This is a genomic window from Phenylobacterium sp. RIFCSPHIGHO2_01_FULL_69_31, assembly GCF_001824475.1.
Classification (GTDB): Bacteria; Pseudomonadota; Alphaproteobacteria; order Caulobacterales; family Caulobacteraceae; genus Phenylobacterium.
Map to the genome: position 1 here is coordinate 119,049 of NZ_MHXN01000023.1, position 16,310 is coordinate 135,358.

Consider the following 16,310-nt stretch of genomic DNA (forward strand, 5'->3'; position numbering starts at 1 on the left):
GGCCTACCGCGCCCGCCAATGAGCGCCGACGAACTGCCGCAGGTCCCGGTAGGCCACGACCTCCATCTCGCGAAGAGCGGCCTGCTTTTCGGCCAAGTCGCCCGCATCGAACCGGGCGCGAGCCTTCGATACCGCCTCCGCGTAGGAGGCATAGCGCGCGGCGTCGCCCGACAGCAGTCGGTCGTCGTTGATCACGCGCAGCGCCAGGGCCACGACCAGCGCGCCCACTGTGACCTCCAGGGCGAGCTTCACGTCCGTGTCCGCCGGGGCTCGTCCGGTGGCGAGCAGCACGCCCGCGACCGCGCCCGTCACCGCGGCGGCGGCCAGCAGCAGGAGGCTCAGCCGTCGCACCGCGGCGGCCCGCTGGCCGGGGGCGCCCAGGGAGTCGCTCAGCTTGCGCCGCACATAGTCGAGCTGAGCGTCGAGCCGCTGGCCACGCAGTAGGGACAGCAGTAGGTCGAGGTCCGGCGACGGCTGCGGCGGCCCCGGCGGCGTCGTCCATTCGGGAGCCACCCAGGTGTCCGCGTCGTCCACCGGCCCAGCCAGCTTCGGCACCTGGCCTGGCAGGTCTTCCGGCCTCGGCAGCAGCGAGAGCAGGCGCGACCGGGCCTGTTTCCATTCGCCGAGCGCGGCGTCGCTGGTCATTGCTCGAGCGACTAGGTCCAGGTTGTTCGCCACGGCCTGGAAATAGAGCGCGCGGACTCGCTCCGCCCCGAACCGTTGCGCCAGCCACCGGGCCTTCGAGCTGGCGCCGAACTCGTGGAAGGCCATCAGGCTGAGGCCCGCGATGGTCAGGGCGGCGGCGGCGAAGCCCATGTAGCGTTCGGCGCCCACGGTCAGTGGCGCAAGCGCCGCCAGGACCAGACCCAGGGCGGCCAGCGCCACCGAGAACAGGCCGAAGCGCCGATCGCGCCGTCCGTGGCGCGTGGCGGGCGGATCGTACCGGGCGAAAAGCGCCCGCAGCTCCGGCCAGTCCAGCACCCGCAGACCGGCCGGATGCTTGGCCCCCAGCGCCGCCCGCGCCTCCTTGGTCTGGAGCACGTCGTCGTTGGTCCAGTCGGCCAGCTGGTCCTCGAACAGACCGCGCCGCTCGCCCGGACCCCCGGCGGCGCCTGCCGCATTGGCCGTGGTCATCGCAGAGCCCCCCAATCGGCGAGGTCCCCCGACGACGCCTGGGGCGCAGTATAGCGAAGCTTCCCTAGAGCGCCTTGCGGAACTCGCTGGGCGTCACCCGAGCCGGCCGGCGGGCTCGCCGGGGCAGGCGGGTGCGGATCCACCAGAAGGCGGTGAGGGGCAGGGGCGCGAGGCCGAGGATGGAGGGGACGATGCTGGTGCGGATCGCCTCGGGAATCCGGTCCTGCTGTCCGAAGAAGAACGAGCCGGTGGCGATGAAGAGCGCCAGGCCCATGCGCCACAGATGGCGCACGGTACGGTCGCGTCCGGCGACGCCGCCGCGCCGGATCATCCGCAGGTCGCTGGCCGCCGCCAGGCCGGCGATGGCGGCAAAGGCGTAGACTGTGGCGAAGCTGTCGGCCGTACCGGTCGCCTGGCCCCAAGGAACCAGGCCCAGGCCCATGGCGGCGATGCCCAGCGGCACGAGCACCGCGCCTCGCTCGAAGGCGCCGGCCTCCCCTGGTCGCCGGCGCACCGTCGCCCAGCCTGTGGTGACCAGATAGAGGGTGAAGACCGCCGCGGTGGTGTTTGTCCATCGCCCGTCGGCGAGGAACGGGGCGGTGCAGGCGGCCACGCCGGTCATGGTCAGCATCGAGACGAAGAAGACCGTCCCCGCCACGGTGTGCCACCGACCGCCCTTGCGGGCGAACATGGCGACCCCGCCGGAGAGGATGCCGGTCGCGCCGCCCGCAATGTGGAGCACCAGCAGGAGGGTGGCGGCGAAATGGAGGATCCAGGGCGCGCCCGGAGGGGCTTCGAGATTCATGGCGACGGCCTTCAGAGCTTGGCGAGGACGTTGGCGAGGACGGGGGCGAACATGCCGACCCACGTCCCGAAGATGCCGACGCCCATGAGCAGGGCGCCGAGGACGACCGCGCCGGTCGCCGAGGCCCGCATCACGGGGCCGCCGCCGGCCTTGGCGCGCAGGTAGAGTTCGAGGACCAGGAGCGGCACGAGGTAGGCGCCGAAGCTCCAGACGTCGAAGACATCGCCGGGCCTGGGCAGGACCTTGCCGGTCGCCAGGTAGGCCATGCCGTAGGTCGCCATCCCCAGCCGCAGGAACCAGACGCCGTTGGCGACCATGAAGGTGCGCATGGCCCAGCGGCGGTGGGCGGTGAAGTCGCGGGCCACGGCGGTGCGCCAGGCCAGGCCGCCGAACGCCAGGATCAGGGCCGCGTCCAGGGTGATGGCGATGGCGGCGGGAAGGCCGGAGTCGGTGGGCCGGCCCCAGGTCATCCACAGGCCGACGACGCTGGCGGCCATCGCGGTGGTCATGAAGGCGCGGCCTATCCAGCGGTGGACCGCTGGCGCGCGAGCGCGGATCTGCGGCACGAACTGGAGCGTCCCGCCGAAGGTCACCACGGCCGCCATCAGCACGTGCGCCGCGAAGGCCAGGTTGCCGACGGTGTCGCCCGGCACATAGCCCTTGATGAGCATCTTGTTCTCGTTCCAGGCGGCGAAGTTCCCGCTGAGCGAGGTCGGGGCGTAGACGGCCAGGATGTAGGCCAGGAACAGGGCCTGGCCCGTCACCACAGTGGCGAACCAGAAGCCTGCGGCCGCCTTCAGGGCGCGTTCCGCCGTCGCCCGGGCGGAGCCGCCGGGCGTCAGGACTGCAGTGGTCATGGGACTATCTCCGGAAGGGGAGGGGTGTCAGTTCGGCTCGCGTCGTCGTCGGAGCCAGATGGCGGCGGCCAGGAACACGGCCGCGAACAGGAAGCCGAGCCAGAGGTCGGGTTGGGCTAGGACGCGCAGGGGGGCGACCTGGCCGATGTTGTCGATTGCCGCCTCAGCCTTGCCGTCGACGCTAAAGGCCTGCGCGAAGCCGCCCAGCAGCCGCTCGCCGATGAAGCCGCCGATGTGCGAAGTGCGGAACGCCAGGCCCTCGAGGATCGCCGGGATCGCGAACGGCGCCAGCGCCCAGAGGATCGGCGTCCGCCGCGCCCAGGCCGAGACCAGCAGGAACCAGGCGAACACCGGCGCCTGCCACAGGGCATTGACGATCAGGCCGTAGGGCAGGACCACCCACATCGTGGTCAGGTCCGCGTGCTTCCACAGCACGGCCGGGCTGATCCCGTTGGCGACCGTCACCGCCGTGCTCCAGACCAGCATCAGCAGCTGGGCGGCGAAGATCACCGCGAAGGTCACGACCGGCGTCACCACCAGGGGGACCGCCGCCTTCGACAGCACGGTCATCCGGTCGGACACCGGCAGGGATTTCCAGAACAGCAGGCTGCGGTCGCGCCGCTCGCCCTGCAGGGCGCCCAGCGAATAGAACGCCGCCACCAGCAGGCCGGTGAGCAGCACGGCGAGCGCCATGAAGCTGTAGGACGCCATCAGCATGTCGCCGTCCTTGGCCGAGCCCGCTTCCAGGCTGCGCAAGGCGGCCGGCAGGCGGAACGTGCTGAGCAAGGCGCCGACCAGCGCGACGGCGCCGATCACCGCCGGCGCCATAAGGACCGCCCGGTGCTCCCACAGCTCGCGCCGCACCGACCAATAGAGCACGCGCGTCCAGGGCAGGGCGCTCATTGCGGGCCTCCGACCAGCGCGACGAAGACGTCCGCCAGGCTGGGATTGCGCAGCTCGCCCAGGGTCGCCAGCCGGTCCCGGTCCGCGCCGTCGAAAATCAGGAGGCTGCGGCCGAACAGTTGGCGCTCGTGGATGGGCCGGAACGTCCGCGCCGCCGTCAGGTGCTCGGGCGCCGCCAGCAGTTCCACATAGCGGGCCTCGAACGCCTCCATGCTGCAATCCAGCACCACGCGCCCGCGGTCCAGGAACACCACGTCGGTCAGGATGTGCTGCACCTCTTCCACTTGGTGGGTGGTCACCAGGATCGTGCGGTCGCCGTCGAAGTAGTCGTTCAGCAGGCTGTCGTAGAAGGCCTTGCGGTACAAAAGGTCCAGGCCCAGTGTCGGCTCGTCCAGCACCAGCAGGCGCGCGTCGATCGCCATCACCAGCGCCAGGTGAAGCTGGGTGACCATGCCCTTGGACAGTTCGCGCACCCGGCTCGTCTTGCGGATCGAGGTCCGGGCCAGGAACCCTTCGGCCTTGGCCCGGTCGAAGCGAGGATGCACCCCGGCCACGTAGTCCAGCGCCTGCCAGACCCGCATCCAGCGCGGCAGCACCGCCACGTCGGCGATGAAGCAGACCTCGCTCATCAGTTGGTCGCGCGCGGTCCAGGGGCCCAGATCGAGCACCTTCAGCTCGCCCTGGTAGGCGGTCAGGCCCAGGATGGCCTGCAGCGCCGTGCTCTTGCCCGCGCCGTTGGGGCCGATCAGGCCTACGATGCGGCCCGGCTCGATCGTCAGGTCGACGCCATCCAGGGCCACGGTGTTCTTGAAGGCCTTGCGCAGGCCGCGGGCTTCTATGCAAGCCATGCGCTCAGCCCTTCCCCGTCGGCTTGTCGGGCTTGCCGAGCAGGTCGCCGGCCAGTCCCAGGCGCTGGATCGTGGCGAAGATCTCGGGCCACTGGTCGGTGAGGAAGCGTTCCCGCTCGGCGGCCAACAGCAGGTCGCGCGCCCCGGTGTTGACGAACATTCCCAGCCCCCGCCGCTTCTCCACCAGCCCCTCGTCCGTCAGCTGCTGGTACGCCTTCAGCACGGTGAGCGGATTGACCCGGCTCTCGGTCGCCACGTTGCGCACCGAGGGCAGCGGATCGCCCTCCTTCAGCAGGCCGTCGAGGATCATGGCGACCACGCGATCGCGGATCTGGCGGTAGATCGGCTGACTGTCGTTCCACTCTGGATCCATCGCCCGTTCCGAATGGCCTGCACGCCCCCGCGCCAGGCGACCGAGACCGTGAGTCTGCACCCACCGTCATCTGGTCTAGTGTTATATATGACTATAACACCAATCCAAGGCAAGTCTCCCTTGCGGCCGGGCTGGGCCGCCCCGCAAATACCGCCGCATGATACAAGCCGGACACGAACCCGCCCTACTGCGGTCAAGCCTTGGGGCGATGGTGTCCGGGCTTGAGGGACACCGGTTCATCTCTCCCCCCGGACCGACCCGTCCCGAAGCGCTCCTGAACGCGGCTCCCCCGTAAGAACGCCCCCACGTTGGGGGAGCCGCAACCGGCCTCAGGCGCCTCGGCTACGAGGGTCTCCGACGCGGTGACGTTAAATCGGAGACCCTCGGCCGAGCTTGCGGGCAATGCAGCCCCACCCGCGCTCGGAACGCGTTGCGCCTGGCGCAAATAGAAAGAGGCCCCTGCCTCGAGGGACGGTGCAGGGGCCGGCGGACTCCGCTCCGCATCCGGGGGGGGATGGCAGAGCGGACGCCGCAGCTTGACAATGCGCGCCCACGGCTACGGTTCCACAGTTCGCGATATGTCAGCTATCGGCGGCGGCGCGGAAACAACCACAGCCTCGCTTGCGCGAACAAAATAAGAACTCTACGTTCGCCAGGTGCCAACCCTCGATCTCAAACGCAAGCTCGCAATCCTCTCCGACGCGGCCAAGTACGACGCCTCCTGCGCCTCGTCGGGCAGCGTCAAGCGCGACTCGCGGGGCGGGAAGGGCGTCGGTTCGACGGACGGCGGGATGGGGATCTGTCACGCCTACGCGCCAGACGGCCGCTGCATCAGCCTGCTGAAAATCCTGCTGACCAACTTCTGCGTCTACGACTGCGCCTACTGCGTGAACCGGGTCAGCTCGAACACGCCGCGCGCGCGGTTCAGCGTGGACGAGGTCGTCGACCTCACCCTCAGCTTCTACAAGCGCAACTACATCGAGGGGCTGTTCCTCTCCTCCGGCATCATCCGCTCGGCGGACTACACCATGGAGGAGATCGTGCGCGTGGCGCGGACCCTGCGCGAGGTCCACGATTTCCGCGGCTACATCCATCTGAAGGTGATCCCGGAGGCTTCGCCGGCGCTGGTCAACGAGGCGGGCCTCTACGCCGACCGCATCTCGATCAACATCGAGCTGCCGAAGGACGAAAGCCTCGTCGCCCTGGCGCCCGAGAAAGACGTCGCCGGCATCAAGAAGGCCATGGGGGCGGTCAGGGTGTCGGAGGAGGCGTCCAAGGAAAGGGGTCGCAAGGCTTCGCCGCCCCGGTTCGCGCCGGCCGGCCAGTCCACCCAGATGATCGTCGGCGCCGACGCAGCCACCGATGGGGCGATCCTGAAGCGCAGCGAGAGCCTCTACGGCGCCTACCGGCTGCGCCGGGTCTATTACTCCGCCTTCTCCCCGATCCCCGACGCCACCGCCCGCCTGCCGCTGCAACGCCCGCCCTTGGTGCGCGAGCACCGGCTGTACCAGGCCGACTGGCTGATGCGGTTCTACGGCTTCGAGCGCGCCGAGATCATCGGCGAGACCGAGGACCTCGATCTCGCTGTAGACCCCAAGCTGGCCTGGGCCTTGCGCAACCGCGGCGACTTTCCGGTGGACGTGAACACCGCCGAGCGTGAGCGGCTGCTGCGGGTGCCCGGTCTGGGCGTGCGCGCCGTGGATCGCATCCTGGATGTCCGCCGCTTCAAGCGGCTGGAGCTCGCGGACGTGAAGCGGCTGTCCCGCGGCATCGAGAAGCTGAAGCCGTTCCTGGTCTGCGCAGACTGGAGCCCGGGCGCGCTCACCGACAGCGCCAACCTGCGCCAGGAGGTCGAGCCGCAGCAACTGGACCTCTTCTGATGCACGTGGTCCGCCTTGCCCACGAAACCGACTTCGACGGCTGGCGCCAGGCCGCCCGCGGCCTGCGGGCCCGCAAGGTCCCGCCCGAAGCCGCGCTGTGGACCGTCGACGGCGAGGCCACCCTGTTCGGTAACGCCGCCGAACCTGTCCAGCCTACCGACATCAGGGCCGACTTCCGGGTTCCCAAGGCCTTCGTCGATCTCGCCGCCCGGGTGATCCTGCACCGCTCGAACGAGCGCTTCACCCTGCTGTACCGGCTGCTCTGGCGGCTGCATGATGAGCGGGATCTGATGCACATCGCCTCGGATCCGGACGTCGCCCGCGCCAACCATTTCGCCAAGGAGGTCAGCCGGGCGGCCCACAAGATGAAGGCCTTCGTCCGTTTCCGGTTGGCGGCGGACGAGGGGGGTGAGGCCTATGTCGCCTGGTTCGAACCGGCCCACCGGGTGGCCGAGGCGACGGCGCCGTTCTTCGCCCGCCGGTACGCCAACATGCGCTTCTCGATCCTGACGCCCGACGCCTGCGTCCACTGGGACATGGTGGAGCTGAGCTTCACGGCCGGCGCCGATCCCGCCGACGCGCCCAGCGAGGATGCGCTGGAGGACTACTGGCGCACCTACTACGCCTCGATCTTCAACCCGGCCCGGCTGAAGGTCGGGGCGATGCAGATGGAGATGCCCAAGCGCTATTGGCGGAACCTGCCCGAGGCGGCGCTCATTCCCGAACTCATCGCCCAGGCCCAAGGCCGCACCGACACCATGGTCCGTCAGGCTCCCACCGAACCCAACCGCCGCGTCGTGAAGACAGCGGTTCGCAACAGCCGCGATGCGCCGTGGGACGGGCAGGCGCCGACCTCGCTGGCCGAGGTGGCGGCCGGCGTCGATCACTGCCGACGCTGCGACTTCTGGCGCGACGCTACCCAGGGCGTGCCGGGCGAGGGGCCCCCCGGCGCGCGGCTGCTGTTCGTCGGCGAGCAGCCCGGCGACCAGGAGGACTTGGCCGGCAAGCCGTTCATCGGGCCGGCGGGGCAGGTGTTCGATCGCGCCCTGGCCGAAGCGGGCGTGCCGCGCACGGAGACCTACGTCACCAACGCGGTGAAGCACTTCAAGCACGAGCTGCGCGGCAAGCGGCGGATCCACAAGACGCCCGACGCCGGCGAGGTCGCCGCCTGCCGCTGGTGGCTGGACGCCGAGCGGCGGATCGTGCGGCCCCGGGTCGTCGTCGCCCTGGGCGCAACGGCCGGCCTGGCGGTGTTCGGCAAACCCACCCCGATCGGCAAGCTCCGCGGCCAGGCCCTTCAGCTTTCAGACCAGGCCCAGGGCGTGGTCACCTACCACCCGTCATACCTGCTCCGCCTCCCCGACGCGGCGGCCAAGGCGGAGGCCTACGCCATGTTCGTTGAGGATCTGAGGTACGCCTGGGCGCTGGCGGCCTAGACCGAACCGGCCTTCTCGATCACCAGGATGCGCGCCTGGCCGATGGGATGCGCCACGTGCTCGTCGCCGACGTCGGCGATGAACATGTCCGCGGGTCGGAGGATCGTCGTGTGTTCGCGGCCGTCCTGGCGCCAGCGCATCTCCACCTCGCCGTCCAGGACCACGAAGACCTCGGCGCCATCGTTGACGTGCCACCTGTAGGGCTGGTCGGTCCAATGCAGGCGCACGCTGGCCCCTTCGATCGCGGCGAGGTCGCGGGCGCCCCAGGCGCCGTCGGCGGTGAACTGGCGGGCGTCGGTGACGATCTTGGGCATGGCGTCCAGATAGGCCCGCGCAAGCGGCGCCGCTAGCGCCGGCGGAGGCTGGCGGCGGCGTAGGCCGCGCCCAGCAGGGTCAGGCCGGCGCCGTAGGTCAGGAAAGAGGTCCGGTAGTCCGAGGCCTGGGCCACGAGGCCGAAGCCCAGGATCAGGACGCCGTTTGCGCACTGGGTGGCGAAGCCCTTCACCGAGGCGACGGTGGCGCGGGTCTCCATGCGGATGGCGTGGTGGAAGCGGGCGTCGGCGCTGACGTCCACCAGGCTGTAGAGGCCCAGGTAGACGAGCGGCAGGACGACCGACCAGGCCTGGTGCGTCGCCGCGGCGGCGACGATGCTGAGGCCGCCGAGGCAGGTGAGGCCGTAGGACCAGCGCACGTCCAGGCCGCGGATGCGGTGGGCCAGGATGCTGCCGACCGCCTCGGCCGTGGCGAGGGCGGCGATGAAGAGGGCGATGGCGGACTTCGCAAGGCCCACGTCGCGGCCGAAGAGCTGCCAGTAGTCGGCGGTGGCGTAGGCGACGGCCTGGACGCCGGCGATGAAGGCGATCAGGGCCGGCACGCCCGGCAGGCTCAGGGCCTCGCGGGCGCCGCGGCGCAGGTGGGCGAGGTAGTCCCAGTCGGCGACGGCGACGGCCCGGGGCGCGGCGGGCAGCCAGAGCGCCGAGGCGGCGGCGGCCACGCCGGCCAGGGCGCTGGCCAGGATCAGGACGTCGTAGCCCAGCGGCGCCGCGGCGGCGGCGGTGAGCGAGGCGGCGACCAGGCCCACGCCGCGGGCGGCCTTGGCGCGGCCGAAGACCCGGGCGTACTCGGCCTCGCGCCCCAGGGCCTTGAGCTCGTCGTAGACCACGGCCTCGAAGGCGCCGGACATGGTGGCGCTCTTCATGCCCCACAAGGTCAGGCCGGCCAGGAAGCCCCAGAAGCTCGGGAACGCCAGCCAGACCAGGAAGCCCGCCGCCCGCAGGAGCTGGGAGATGGCCAGCAGCCAGCGGCGCGACATGCGGTCGGCCAGGACGCCGCAGGGGATCTCCAGCAGCAGGCCCGTGGCCGACCAGGCGCCGAGGGCCAAGCCGATCTGTGCCGGCGACAGCCCCTTCTCGGCGAACATCACCGTGTAGAACGGGACGATCAGCAGGAAGGTGTCCAGGAACCTCAGCGCGCAGGCGCTGAGGACCAGCCGGTTCAGGCGTTGAACCCGGCTTCGGCGAAGTCCAGCATCCGCTTCAGCAGCGCATCGACGTCGCCCTCACGGGTCAGGCCGCCGGACAGGTGGTGCAGGCGGTCGAACTCGGCGAAGCGGTTGTTGTGGACCATGCCCAGCACGAAGTGCAGGCGCCAGTAGACGTCTTCCTTGGGCAGGTCGGGGCGGGCGGCCATCAGGGCGCCGGCGAACCGCTCCAGATGGCTGACGTCGTTGCGCAGCACCTCGCGCATCTCGGCCGTGCCCTCGGACCGGGCGCGGATGATGAACTGCACCGAGATGCGGCGGTCGTTGTCGGGATTGGCCCAGCGCAGGGGCGGGGCGAAGTAGGCCTCGAGGATGTCGCGGACCGGCGGCTTGCCGTCGTGCCTCGCGGCCGCCTCGTGCAGCATCCGCGCCCGCTCGCGGTTCAGCTCGGAGGTGCGCCGGCGGAAGATCTCGAAGAGCAGGGCGTCCTTGGAGCCGAAGTGGTAGTTCACGCTGGCCAGGTTCACCCCCGCCTCGGCGGTGATGTCGCGCACCGAGACGTTCTGGAAGCCGTGCAGGGCGAACAATCGCTCAGCCGCGTTGAAGACCGCCTGCTTGGTGGCGGCCTCGGCCTCTTCGGTCTCGGACGGGTCCTGAATCAGGGGATCGGTCATGCGAATCCCATAAGCGCTACCGGATGCTAGGCCTATTGCGCGATCAGCGCGACAACTCCCGCATCGCCTTTTCCAGCCCGTCGATGGTCAGGGGGAACATCCGGTCGCCCACCAGCTGCTTCATCACGCCGATCGAGGGCGTGTAGTCCCAGTGGCGCTCGGCGGTCGGGTTCAGCCAGACCATGTGTTCGTAGATCTGGGCCACCCGGTCCATCCAGATGGCGCCCGCTTCCTCGTTCCAATGCTCCACCGAGCCGCCCGGATAGGTGATCTCGTAGGGGCTCATGGTGGCGTCGCCGACGAAGATCACCTTGTAGTCGTGCGGATACTTGTGCAGCACGTCCCAGGTGTTCATCTTTTCGGTGTGCCGGCGCCGGTTGTCCTTCCACACGCCCTCGTAGAGGCAGTTGTGGAAGTAGAAGAACTCCATGTTCTTGAACTCTGAGCGCGCGGCGCTGAACAGCTCCTCGCAGACCTTGATGTGGCTGTCCATCGACCCGCCCACGTCGAGGAACAGCAGCACGCTGATCTTGTTGCGCCGCTCGGCCCGCATCTGGATGTCGAGATAGCCCTTTTCGGCCGTCCCCCGGATGGTGCCGTTCATGTCCAGCTCGTCGGCGTGGCCCTCGCGCACCCATTTGCGCAGCCGCCGCAGCGCCACCTTGATGTTGCGGGTGCCGAGTTCGACGCTGTCGTCGAGGTTCTTGTACTCGCGCTTGTCCCAGACCTTGATCGCCTTGCCGTGGCGGCCCTTGTCCTGGCCGATCCGCACGCCCTCGGGGTGATAGCCGTTGGCGCCGAAGGGCGAGGTGCCGCCGGTGCCGATGGCCTTGTTGCCGCCCTCGTGGCGCTCCTTCTGTTCCTTGATCCGCTGGGCCAGGGCCTCCATCAGCTTGTCGAAGCCGCCCATGGCCTCGATCTGGGCCTTCTCTTCCTCGGTCAGGAACTTCTCGGAGATCTTCTTCAGCCACTCGGCTGGGATGTCGGCGGTGAGCCCTTCGCCGTCCGTCTTCTCCAGGCCCTTGAAGACGTGGCCGAACACCCGGTCGAACTTGTCGAGGTTCTTCTCGTCCTTCACCAGGGCGGCGCGCGAGAGGTAGTAGAAGTCCTCCACCGAACGGTCGATGACCTGCTTGTCCATCGCCTCCATCAGGGCGAGGTATTCCTTCAGCGTCACGGGCACCTTGGCCTCGCGAAGCTCGGTGAAGAAGCGCATGAACATCGGCAGCTCGCGTCGAACGGTCGTTTGAACGCGAAGGATGGGGCCGCCGGTTCCCGATGTCCAGTGCGGCCGGGGTCGCGCCGGCGCGCAGGCGCACGCGCCGGCGGCGCGGCGGGCGGCGTTTCGGGTGTTGCGATCGGGGGAACGGGCCGCACCGGGGGCGATGGGCGCGGCGTCAGGCGGAGCTGCGCCACGGGTCGGCCGGGTCCGGGTCCGGGGGTGAAGGCGCTGGCGGGGCCGGCGGCTCCGGCGGCGGCTCGGGATCGGGCAGGCTGCGCCATTCGCCCAGGGCCCGAGGGGGCAGGCCCAGGATGCGGCTGACCTCGACCACGTCCTCGTCCAGCGGCCGGGCGGCCGGGGCGGGCCAGCGCCGCACCGCCTCCAGGCGCTCGTCCAGGAGGACGAACAGGTCCTCCGGCGTCTCCTCGGTCTCGAGGCGCTCGCGCTCGTCCCAGATCAGCCGGCGCAGGGCAGTGCGCAGCTCGGCCTCGCGGGCGAGGACGGCGGGGTCGGGCGTGGCGGCGGGTGCGGCGGCGGCGGCGGGATCGTCGCCGTCTTCGTCGCCGGCCCCGTCCTGGTCCTCGTCATCGTCGAAGTCTTCGTCGGCCTCGTCCTCGTCGTCATAGGCCTCGTCGTCATGAGGCTCATAGGCCGGGCGGGCGTAGCGCATGGCGAAGGGCGCCAGGATCGCGTCGCGGTCGGCCTTCAGCCGCGCCTCGCGGGCGGCCTCCAGGGCGTCGCGCGCCGCATCGCGCCGAAGCTTGGCGGTGAGCGCCAGGCTCTGCCGCGCCGAGCGCGCGATCCGCTGATAGGCGCGGGCCAGGTCGGCGATGGTCGCCGGATCGTCCGCCGCCAGCGCATGGGCATGGACATGCCGCGCCAGCGCCATGTCGAGCTCAGCCAGCTCGGCGAGGGACGCCTGTTCCTGTTCGGTGAGGTCGAGATCCGACGCCATGAACGAAAAGGGAACATGGGGTGGGGGTGGGAGTCAAAGTTTGTTGGGGGGCTTGACTCATTTCCAACGTTGGGAATGGCGGCTCCGAGAGTTTGGACCGGCTAGCCGCCAGGACTAAGAGCGCGCTGCGCTAGACCCGTTCGATCTGAACGGAGACGCCTCTGACGTCATAGATGTCGACCGCGCCGGCTACCGCGCGGCTAGGGTCGAACAGCGCAAGGTTGATCCCGTCGCTGACCGAGCTGCGGTAGACGACCCCGTCATAGCCGCGCTTCTTGATAAACTCACATAGGTATTGACTGGGTACGTAATCGATAGCTGCGCCACGCGGCAGCACGGGGCGGGTCAGTTCGTCACCAAGGCGCTCAAGAAAAGGGATGTCTGCCCGCAGCTGGCCGATCGCAGCAGCATCGGCCAGCAAGAACGGGGATACCAGCTGGCGGGGATTGCGCAGATCAACGGCGGTAAGAGCTCCTTTGATCTTGAAGTCTGCGACGCACGCCTTCTCACCTGTGTGCGGCCTCACCTCGGCGACGGCCGTATCAGGCTTGGAGCCGACGTAGAGATAGGGAATCCCCGGCGGATTAGCGCGGCCATGGGAGACCTCACGTGGCGGCGGAGCGCCCATCTCCTCAATGGAGTGGGGGTTGTCGCCAGTCATGATGCGAGCGCGATACCAGACGTCCGGCATATCGTCCGCCGGCAGGAAGGCCAGGAGATCTCGAAGCCGGTCCTCGTCGATCGCCTGATCGAGGAAGTAGCGGTTCTTCCACATCAGCTCCTCGCGCAGCGTCTCCCATTGCACTAGGCCGGTACTGGTGAAGCTGGAGGATGGCGAAAACCGCTTCCGCACAATCTCGCCGTCATCGAGAATTTCGCTGAGCAACTCCTTGGCATGGGCGGCATCCATCGCCGGATGCGAAAATAGCTGCCAATCCCGCTTCATCAGCTCAATGAGCGTGGAACCTTCCTCGTCTGCCTCGTAGGCGCTGATCAAGAGTTCGAAAACATCTGCGAGTGCATTGGGCGGTACCAAGGGCACGTCTCTTGATCCGCAGTAGCCGCAGTCGCCTGTTGCTGCACTCAGCGACGGGATGATGTCGCGGCGTAAGCCGCGATCGCCGAAACATTCCGGACAGCAAAGCGCGCCCATCTCCGGTGCTATGACAAATAGCGAGCCAGCGTTTCGACGTGGTGGATCATCGACAGCTTCTTCACTTGGCCGAGCCCAGGGAAGTGCTTTTTGGCGTATAAGTCACGGAACTCCGTGATCGCGGAGGTGTCTTCCAAATGTGACATTCTACCATCAAGCTTTTTGATCAGCTTTGCTAAGGCTTGGGCGAATTTTCCCGCTGGATCGGTAGGGGTATCTTTGGAGTCTGAGACGAAATGATAAATATACATCACGTCGTCTTTCTCCGGGTTGATGAAGGTCAGATGGATGGCCACGGCGTACGCAGGCCCGCCGCCTTCGGTGAAGTCGTCGCCGACGATCAGGAAATCGCCGAAGCCGTCCATGCCGTCGTCTGCGTACGTTAGGTGTAGCTCTGAAAAGACCTCCATCGGCGGATGGTCGGCGTTGCGCCGTCTCTCGAACCCGTCTCGCAACAGAATCCTTCGGCTGCCGCGAAAGTGTTTCCGATATAGAGTTCCGCAGTATTTCTCGAAGAATACGTGTTGAGTGTCAGGGAGGATGTCGCCGATATCCTCGGCCAAGCCCTTGCCGTCAGTGAAGCCGGCGTGAACGAAGACGGGTCTGTGGTCTTCGTGGGCCTTGTAACATCCCAGCGCGTCGCGTCGCGACATATGCTCCTTAAGCAAAATGCCAGCGCTGATGCCTCCCTTGCCAAGATACTTGGCTCTCAAAAGTGTGGAGATACCCGCGCCGTCGTCGGAATGATCCCCGTGGTAGGGGTTGACGATGACGATGGCGTTGCCCCCGGCCTCGCAAACCGCCTTCAGAGCGCGATCAAGGCCGTTAAGGGTTTCCTTCACCGGTTCAATGATGGGCACGAATCCGGCCGCCGCCATCACGGCGGCAGTTTCGCGGACTGTGATCAGTTCGAACTGCTTGCCGCGAAAATAGGGGTAGTACATGCCGTGTCAGCCCCAGGTTAGCGCTTCCTCGAAGGGTGTAGACACAGCTTTGACTAGCCGTTCATGGTCGGCGCGTCGCACCTGAATCGACAGGGCAGCAGGCTGTAGCGAAGCTGGCAAGCGGTCAACCAGTGCATGCAGCGGCGCGAGATTACGCGTCTGCTTCAGAACCGATACCATTTCGCGATGCACTGCAGCCGCGTCTAGCTGTTCGAACTTCGTGCGCAATGCGCGATGTAGCTCCGTGTTCGGGACGTCCGGCGGCTCGCCACCCAACGCGGTCAAAATCTTGCACGCCTCAGCAGTCCGTAGCGCCTCGAAGATTGCGACCGGGCACACGGCGTCGAAAGTTTCAACGGCTTCTCGCACAGTGTTTATTCGATCCCACCGAACCAAGCTCAGGACGCCGACTTCGGCGGGCGTGGCCTTGAGCACGTCGCTGACGTGGTCTTCGCCTGCAATCACGTAGGCCTTGGCAAAGACCCGTCGGTACTGGCGAATTTGATTCTCAAGACGGACAAGCGAGTCCCTCTCCGATTTGATTTCGTAGACCGTCGCCGTGCCGTTGAGGATTACCAGGTCGGCCTTACATGCCCCTGCGCGAAACTCAGCGAGCATTGCAGCAGTGTTGAGCGAGTGTTTCCCGAGCAGGACATTGTGGGTCAGGGCGGAGCGATAGACGTATTCGTCTCTGGCTCCCGCCCGTCTCAAGCGTGAGAACGCCGCGTCAAACGCTTCCGCCACGGTAGGGCCAGTGAATCGGCCGTCCAGCAGGCCGGTTTCGCCGATCAGCCTCGCAAACGTCGCAGAGCGCCCCTTGGTCGCCATTTCGCGAAACACGGTCGCTGAGAATAGGCGTGAAAGCGCTGCTAGTTGGCTGGGGGTGTGCACCACAATCCCTCCGCGTCCCGCCGGGCGGGTCGCTCGGAAACACGACTCTCCTTCTAAGTTAGGAGGCGCGTCGTGGGAATCCTCGAATTTCGCCGCCACTGACTAGCGTCGGCTTCCCGCCTGGATGCCAAGATTTCCTCATAGCCCCAGCCTACTGCAACTCAGTTACCCACGCGGCTGATCGCCTTCGCCAGCAAGAGCGTCGTAAGACCGCTGTTCCACTCCTCGTCCGGATACCGATCGACTTCCCGGTAGCCGCGGGCCCGGTAGAAGGCCTGGGAGCGGGCGTTGAAGGTGTCCGTCTCCAGCCTGACGACGGGAAAGCCCGCGCGGGCGATCTCGGCCTCTGCCACGTCCATCAGGCGGCTGCCGATGCCCAGGCGCGCGTGGCTGGACCGCACGTGCAGGGCGTTCACGAAATCAGCCTCCCAATCCACGAAGCCCACGACCTGGCCGTCCACCTCGGCGACGTGGAACAGGCCGCCCCGTTCGGCGACGTAGGCGGCCGGGCGGTCCGCCTCGCGGAAGGCTCGCGCCGCCTCGGGGGTCAGCTGGGGCAGCCAGGTGATCTCGTAGGTGTCGTGGAGCACCTCCCGCAGGCTCGCCGCGTCGGACGGACGGCTGCGGCGAACGCGGATGCTGGAGAGGGGCGCCATCCGCCCTGGTTACGCCGGCGCGGGGAGCGTCACAATGCGGTCGGGGCGGAGGCGGGCGCCGGAGCTGTGGCTCGCCCCCTTGTTTGTTGGCTGGCTGCT

The 16,310-nt window shown here is 68.1% G+C and carries 17 protein-coding genes; 2 read left to right on the forward strand and 15 right to left on the reverse strand.

The annotated features are described in order from the left end of the window. Positions 1–3: 3 nt before the first annotated feature. The 6 genes from A2790_RS13600 to A2790_RS13625 form a co-directional block, all read right to left on the reverse strand. Positions 4–1,134: a hypothetical protein gene (locus A2790_RS13600; RefSeq protein ID WP_293392564.1), complete on the reverse strand. Its 1,131-nt coding sequence runs from the start codon at positions 1,132–1,134 to the stop codon at positions 4–6. A 64-nt stretch (positions 1,135–1,198) separates the two neighbouring features. After that, positions 1,199–1,939 carry a hypothetical protein gene (locus A2790_RS13605; protein WP_293392566.1) on the reverse strand — a complete coding sequence of 247 codons (741 nt, stop codon included), beginning with the start codon at positions 1,937–1,939 and terminating at the stop codon, positions 1,199–1,201. Between the two features lie 11 nt (positions 1,940–1,950). After that, a complete protein-coding gene (locus tag A2790_RS13610; RefSeq protein ID WP_293392569.1) occupies positions 1,951–2,796 on the reverse strand; it encodes a DUF2306 domain-containing protein in 846 nt (281 codons plus the stop codon). Between the two features lie 27 nt (positions 2,797–2,823). Next, on the reverse strand, positions 2,824–3,699 hold the full coding sequence (locus tag A2790_RS13615) for a hypothetical protein (protein WP_293392572.1): 876 nt from the start codon (positions 3,697–3,699) through the stop codon (positions 2,824–2,826). Beyond that, on the reverse strand, positions 3,696–4,547 hold the full coding sequence (locus tag A2790_RS13620; RefSeq protein WP_293392574.1) for an ABC transporter ATP-binding protein: 852 nt from the start codon (positions 4,545–4,547) through the stop codon (positions 3,696–3,698). Before A2790_RS13620 ends, A2790_RS13615 begins: the two co-directional genes overlap by 4 nt. A 4-nt stretch (positions 4,548–4,551) precedes the next feature. After that, positions 4,552–4,920 (reverse strand): GntR family transcriptional regulator, encoded by a 369-nt coding sequence (locus tag A2790_RS13625; protein WP_293392577.1) that lies wholly within the window; start codon positions 4,918–4,920, stop codon positions 4,552–4,554. Positions 4,921–5,576: 656 nt separating this feature from the next. Here A2790_RS13625 and A2790_RS13630 point away from each other — a divergent pair. Further along, a complete protein-coding gene (locus A2790_RS13630) occupies positions 5,577–6,800 on the forward strand; it encodes a putative DNA modification/repair radical SAM protein (RefSeq protein ID WP_293392580.1) in 1,224 nt (407 codons plus the stop codon). Further along, entirely contained in the window at positions 6,800–8,236 is a 1,437-nt protein-coding gene (locus A2790_RS13635; RefSeq protein WP_293392583.1) for a UdgX family uracil-DNA binding protein, read from the forward strand. The genes A2790_RS13630 and A2790_RS13635 overlap by 1 nt, the downstream gene beginning before the upstream one ends. On the opposite strand, the gene A2790_RS13640 is transcribed toward A2790_RS13635, so the two are convergent. The 9 genes from A2790_RS13640 to A2790_RS13680 all read right to left on the reverse strand — a co-directional run bounded on the left by A2790_RS13640 (position 8,233) and on the right by A2790_RS13680 (position 16,211). After that, complete coding sequence (locus A2790_RS13640) at positions 8,233–8,550, reverse strand: cupin (protein WP_293392586.1); 318 nt, start codon at positions 8,548–8,550, stop codon at positions 8,233–8,235. The genes A2790_RS13635 and A2790_RS13640 overlap by 4 nt on opposite strands. A 32-nt stretch (positions 8,551–8,582) precedes the next feature. Next, positions 8,583–9,734 carry an MFS transporter gene (locus A2790_RS13645; RefSeq protein ID WP_363080943.1) on the reverse strand — a complete coding sequence of 384 codons (1,152 nt, stop codon included), beginning with the start codon at positions 9,732–9,734 and terminating at the stop codon, positions 8,583–8,585. After that, positions 9,731–10,390, reverse strand: coding sequence for a TetR/AcrR family transcriptional regulator (locus A2790_RS13650; RefSeq protein WP_293392589.1), 660 nt, complete (start codon positions 10,388–10,390; stop codon positions 9,731–9,733). The genes A2790_RS13645 and A2790_RS13650 overlap by 4 nt, the downstream gene beginning before the upstream one ends. A 43-nt stretch (positions 10,391–10,433) precedes the next feature. Beyond that, positions 10,434–11,612: a VWA domain-containing protein gene (locus A2790_RS13655; RefSeq protein WP_293392592.1), complete on the reverse strand. Its 1,179-nt coding sequence runs from the start codon at positions 11,610–11,612 to the stop codon at positions 10,434–10,436. Between the two features lie 175 nt (positions 11,613–11,787). After that, positions 11,788–12,567, reverse strand: a complete 780-nt coding sequence (locus A2790_RS13660) for a hypothetical protein (RefSeq protein WP_293392594.1) — start codon at positions 12,565–12,567, stop codon at positions 11,788–11,790. A 130-nt stretch (positions 12,568–12,697) separates the two neighbouring features. Then, the gene (locus tag A2790_RS13665; protein WP_293392597.1) at positions 12,698–13,720 is read right to left on the reverse strand and encodes an RES family NAD+ phosphorylase; all 1,023 of its coding nucleotides are present in this window, start codon (positions 13,718–13,720) and stop codon (positions 12,698–12,700) included. An 8-nt stretch (positions 13,721–13,728) separates the two neighbouring features. Next, entirely contained in the window at positions 13,729–14,664 is a 936-nt protein-coding gene (locus tag A2790_RS13670) for a sce7725 family protein (protein WP_293392599.1), read from the reverse strand. A 6-nt stretch (positions 14,665–14,670) separates the two neighbouring features. Beyond that, positions 14,671–15,558, reverse strand: a complete 888-nt coding sequence (locus A2790_RS13675; protein WP_293392601.1) for a sce7726 family protein — start codon at positions 15,556–15,558, stop codon at positions 14,671–14,673. A 158-nt stretch (positions 15,559–15,716) separates the two neighbouring features. After that, complete coding sequence (locus tag A2790_RS13680) at positions 15,717–16,211, reverse strand: GNAT family N-acetyltransferase (RefSeq protein WP_293392604.1); 495 nt, start codon at positions 16,209–16,211, stop codon at positions 15,717–15,719. Positions 16,212–16,310 lie beyond the last annotated feature (99 nt).

What these genes read in the sequence shown, in the direction of transcription:
- A2790_RS13600 (WP_293392564.1), bottom strand. Translation starts at nt 1,134, where the DNA reads ATGACCACGGCCAATGCGGCAGGCGCCGCCGGGGGTCCGGGCGAGCGG.
- A2790_RS13605 (WP_293392566.1), bottom strand. Translation starts at nt 1,939, where the DNA reads ATGAATCTCGAAGCCCCTCCGGGCGCGCCCTGGATCCTCCATTTCGCC.
- A2790_RS13610 (WP_293392569.1), bottom strand. Translation starts at nt 2,796, where the DNA reads ATGACCACTGCAGTCCTGACGCCCGGCGGCTCCGCCCGGGCGACGGCG.
- A2790_RS13615 (WP_293392572.1), bottom strand. Translation starts at nt 3,699, where the DNA reads ATGAGCGCCCTGCCCTGGACGCGCGTGCTCTATTGGTCGGTGCGGCGC.
- A2790_RS13620 (WP_293392574.1), bottom strand. Translation starts at nt 4,547, where the DNA reads ATGGCTTGCATAGAAGCCCGCGGCCTGCGCAAGGCCTTCAAGAACACC.
- A2790_RS13625 (WP_293392577.1), bottom strand. Translation starts at nt 4,920, where the DNA reads ATGGATCCAGAGTGGAACGACAGTCAGCCGATCTACCGCCAGATCCGC.
- A2790_RS13635 (WP_293392583.1), top strand. Translation starts at nt 6,800, where the DNA reads ATGCACGTGGTCCGCCTTGCCCACGAAACCGACTTCGACGGCTGGCGC.
- A2790_RS13640 (WP_293392586.1), bottom strand. Translation starts at nt 8,550, where the DNA reads ATGCCCAAGATCGTCACCGACGCCCGCCAGTTCACCGCCGACGGCGCC.
- A2790_RS13650 (WP_293392589.1), bottom strand. Translation starts at nt 10,390, where the DNA reads ATGACCGATCCCCTGATTCAGGACCCGTCCGAGACCGAAGAGGCCGAG.
- A2790_RS13655 (WP_293392592.1), bottom strand. Translation starts at nt 11,612, where the DNA reads ATGTTCATGCGCTTCTTCACCGAGCTTCGCGAGGCCAAGGTGCCCGTG.
- A2790_RS13660 (WP_293392594.1), bottom strand. Translation starts at nt 12,567, where the DNA reads ATGGCGTCGGATCTCGACCTCACCGAACAGGAACAGGCGTCCCTCGCC.
- A2790_RS13665 (WP_293392597.1), bottom strand. Translation starts at nt 13,720, where the DNA reads ATGGGCGCGCTTTGCTGTCCGGAATGTTTCGGCGATCGCGGCTTACGC.
- A2790_RS13670 (WP_293392599.1), bottom strand. Translation starts at nt 14,664, where the DNA reads ATGTACTACCCCTATTTTCGCGGCAAGCAGTTCGAACTGATCACAGTC.
- A2790_RS13680 (WP_293392604.1), bottom strand. Translation starts at nt 16,211, where the DNA reads ATGGCGCCCCTCTCCAGCATCCGCGTTCGCCGCAGCCGTCCGTCCGAC.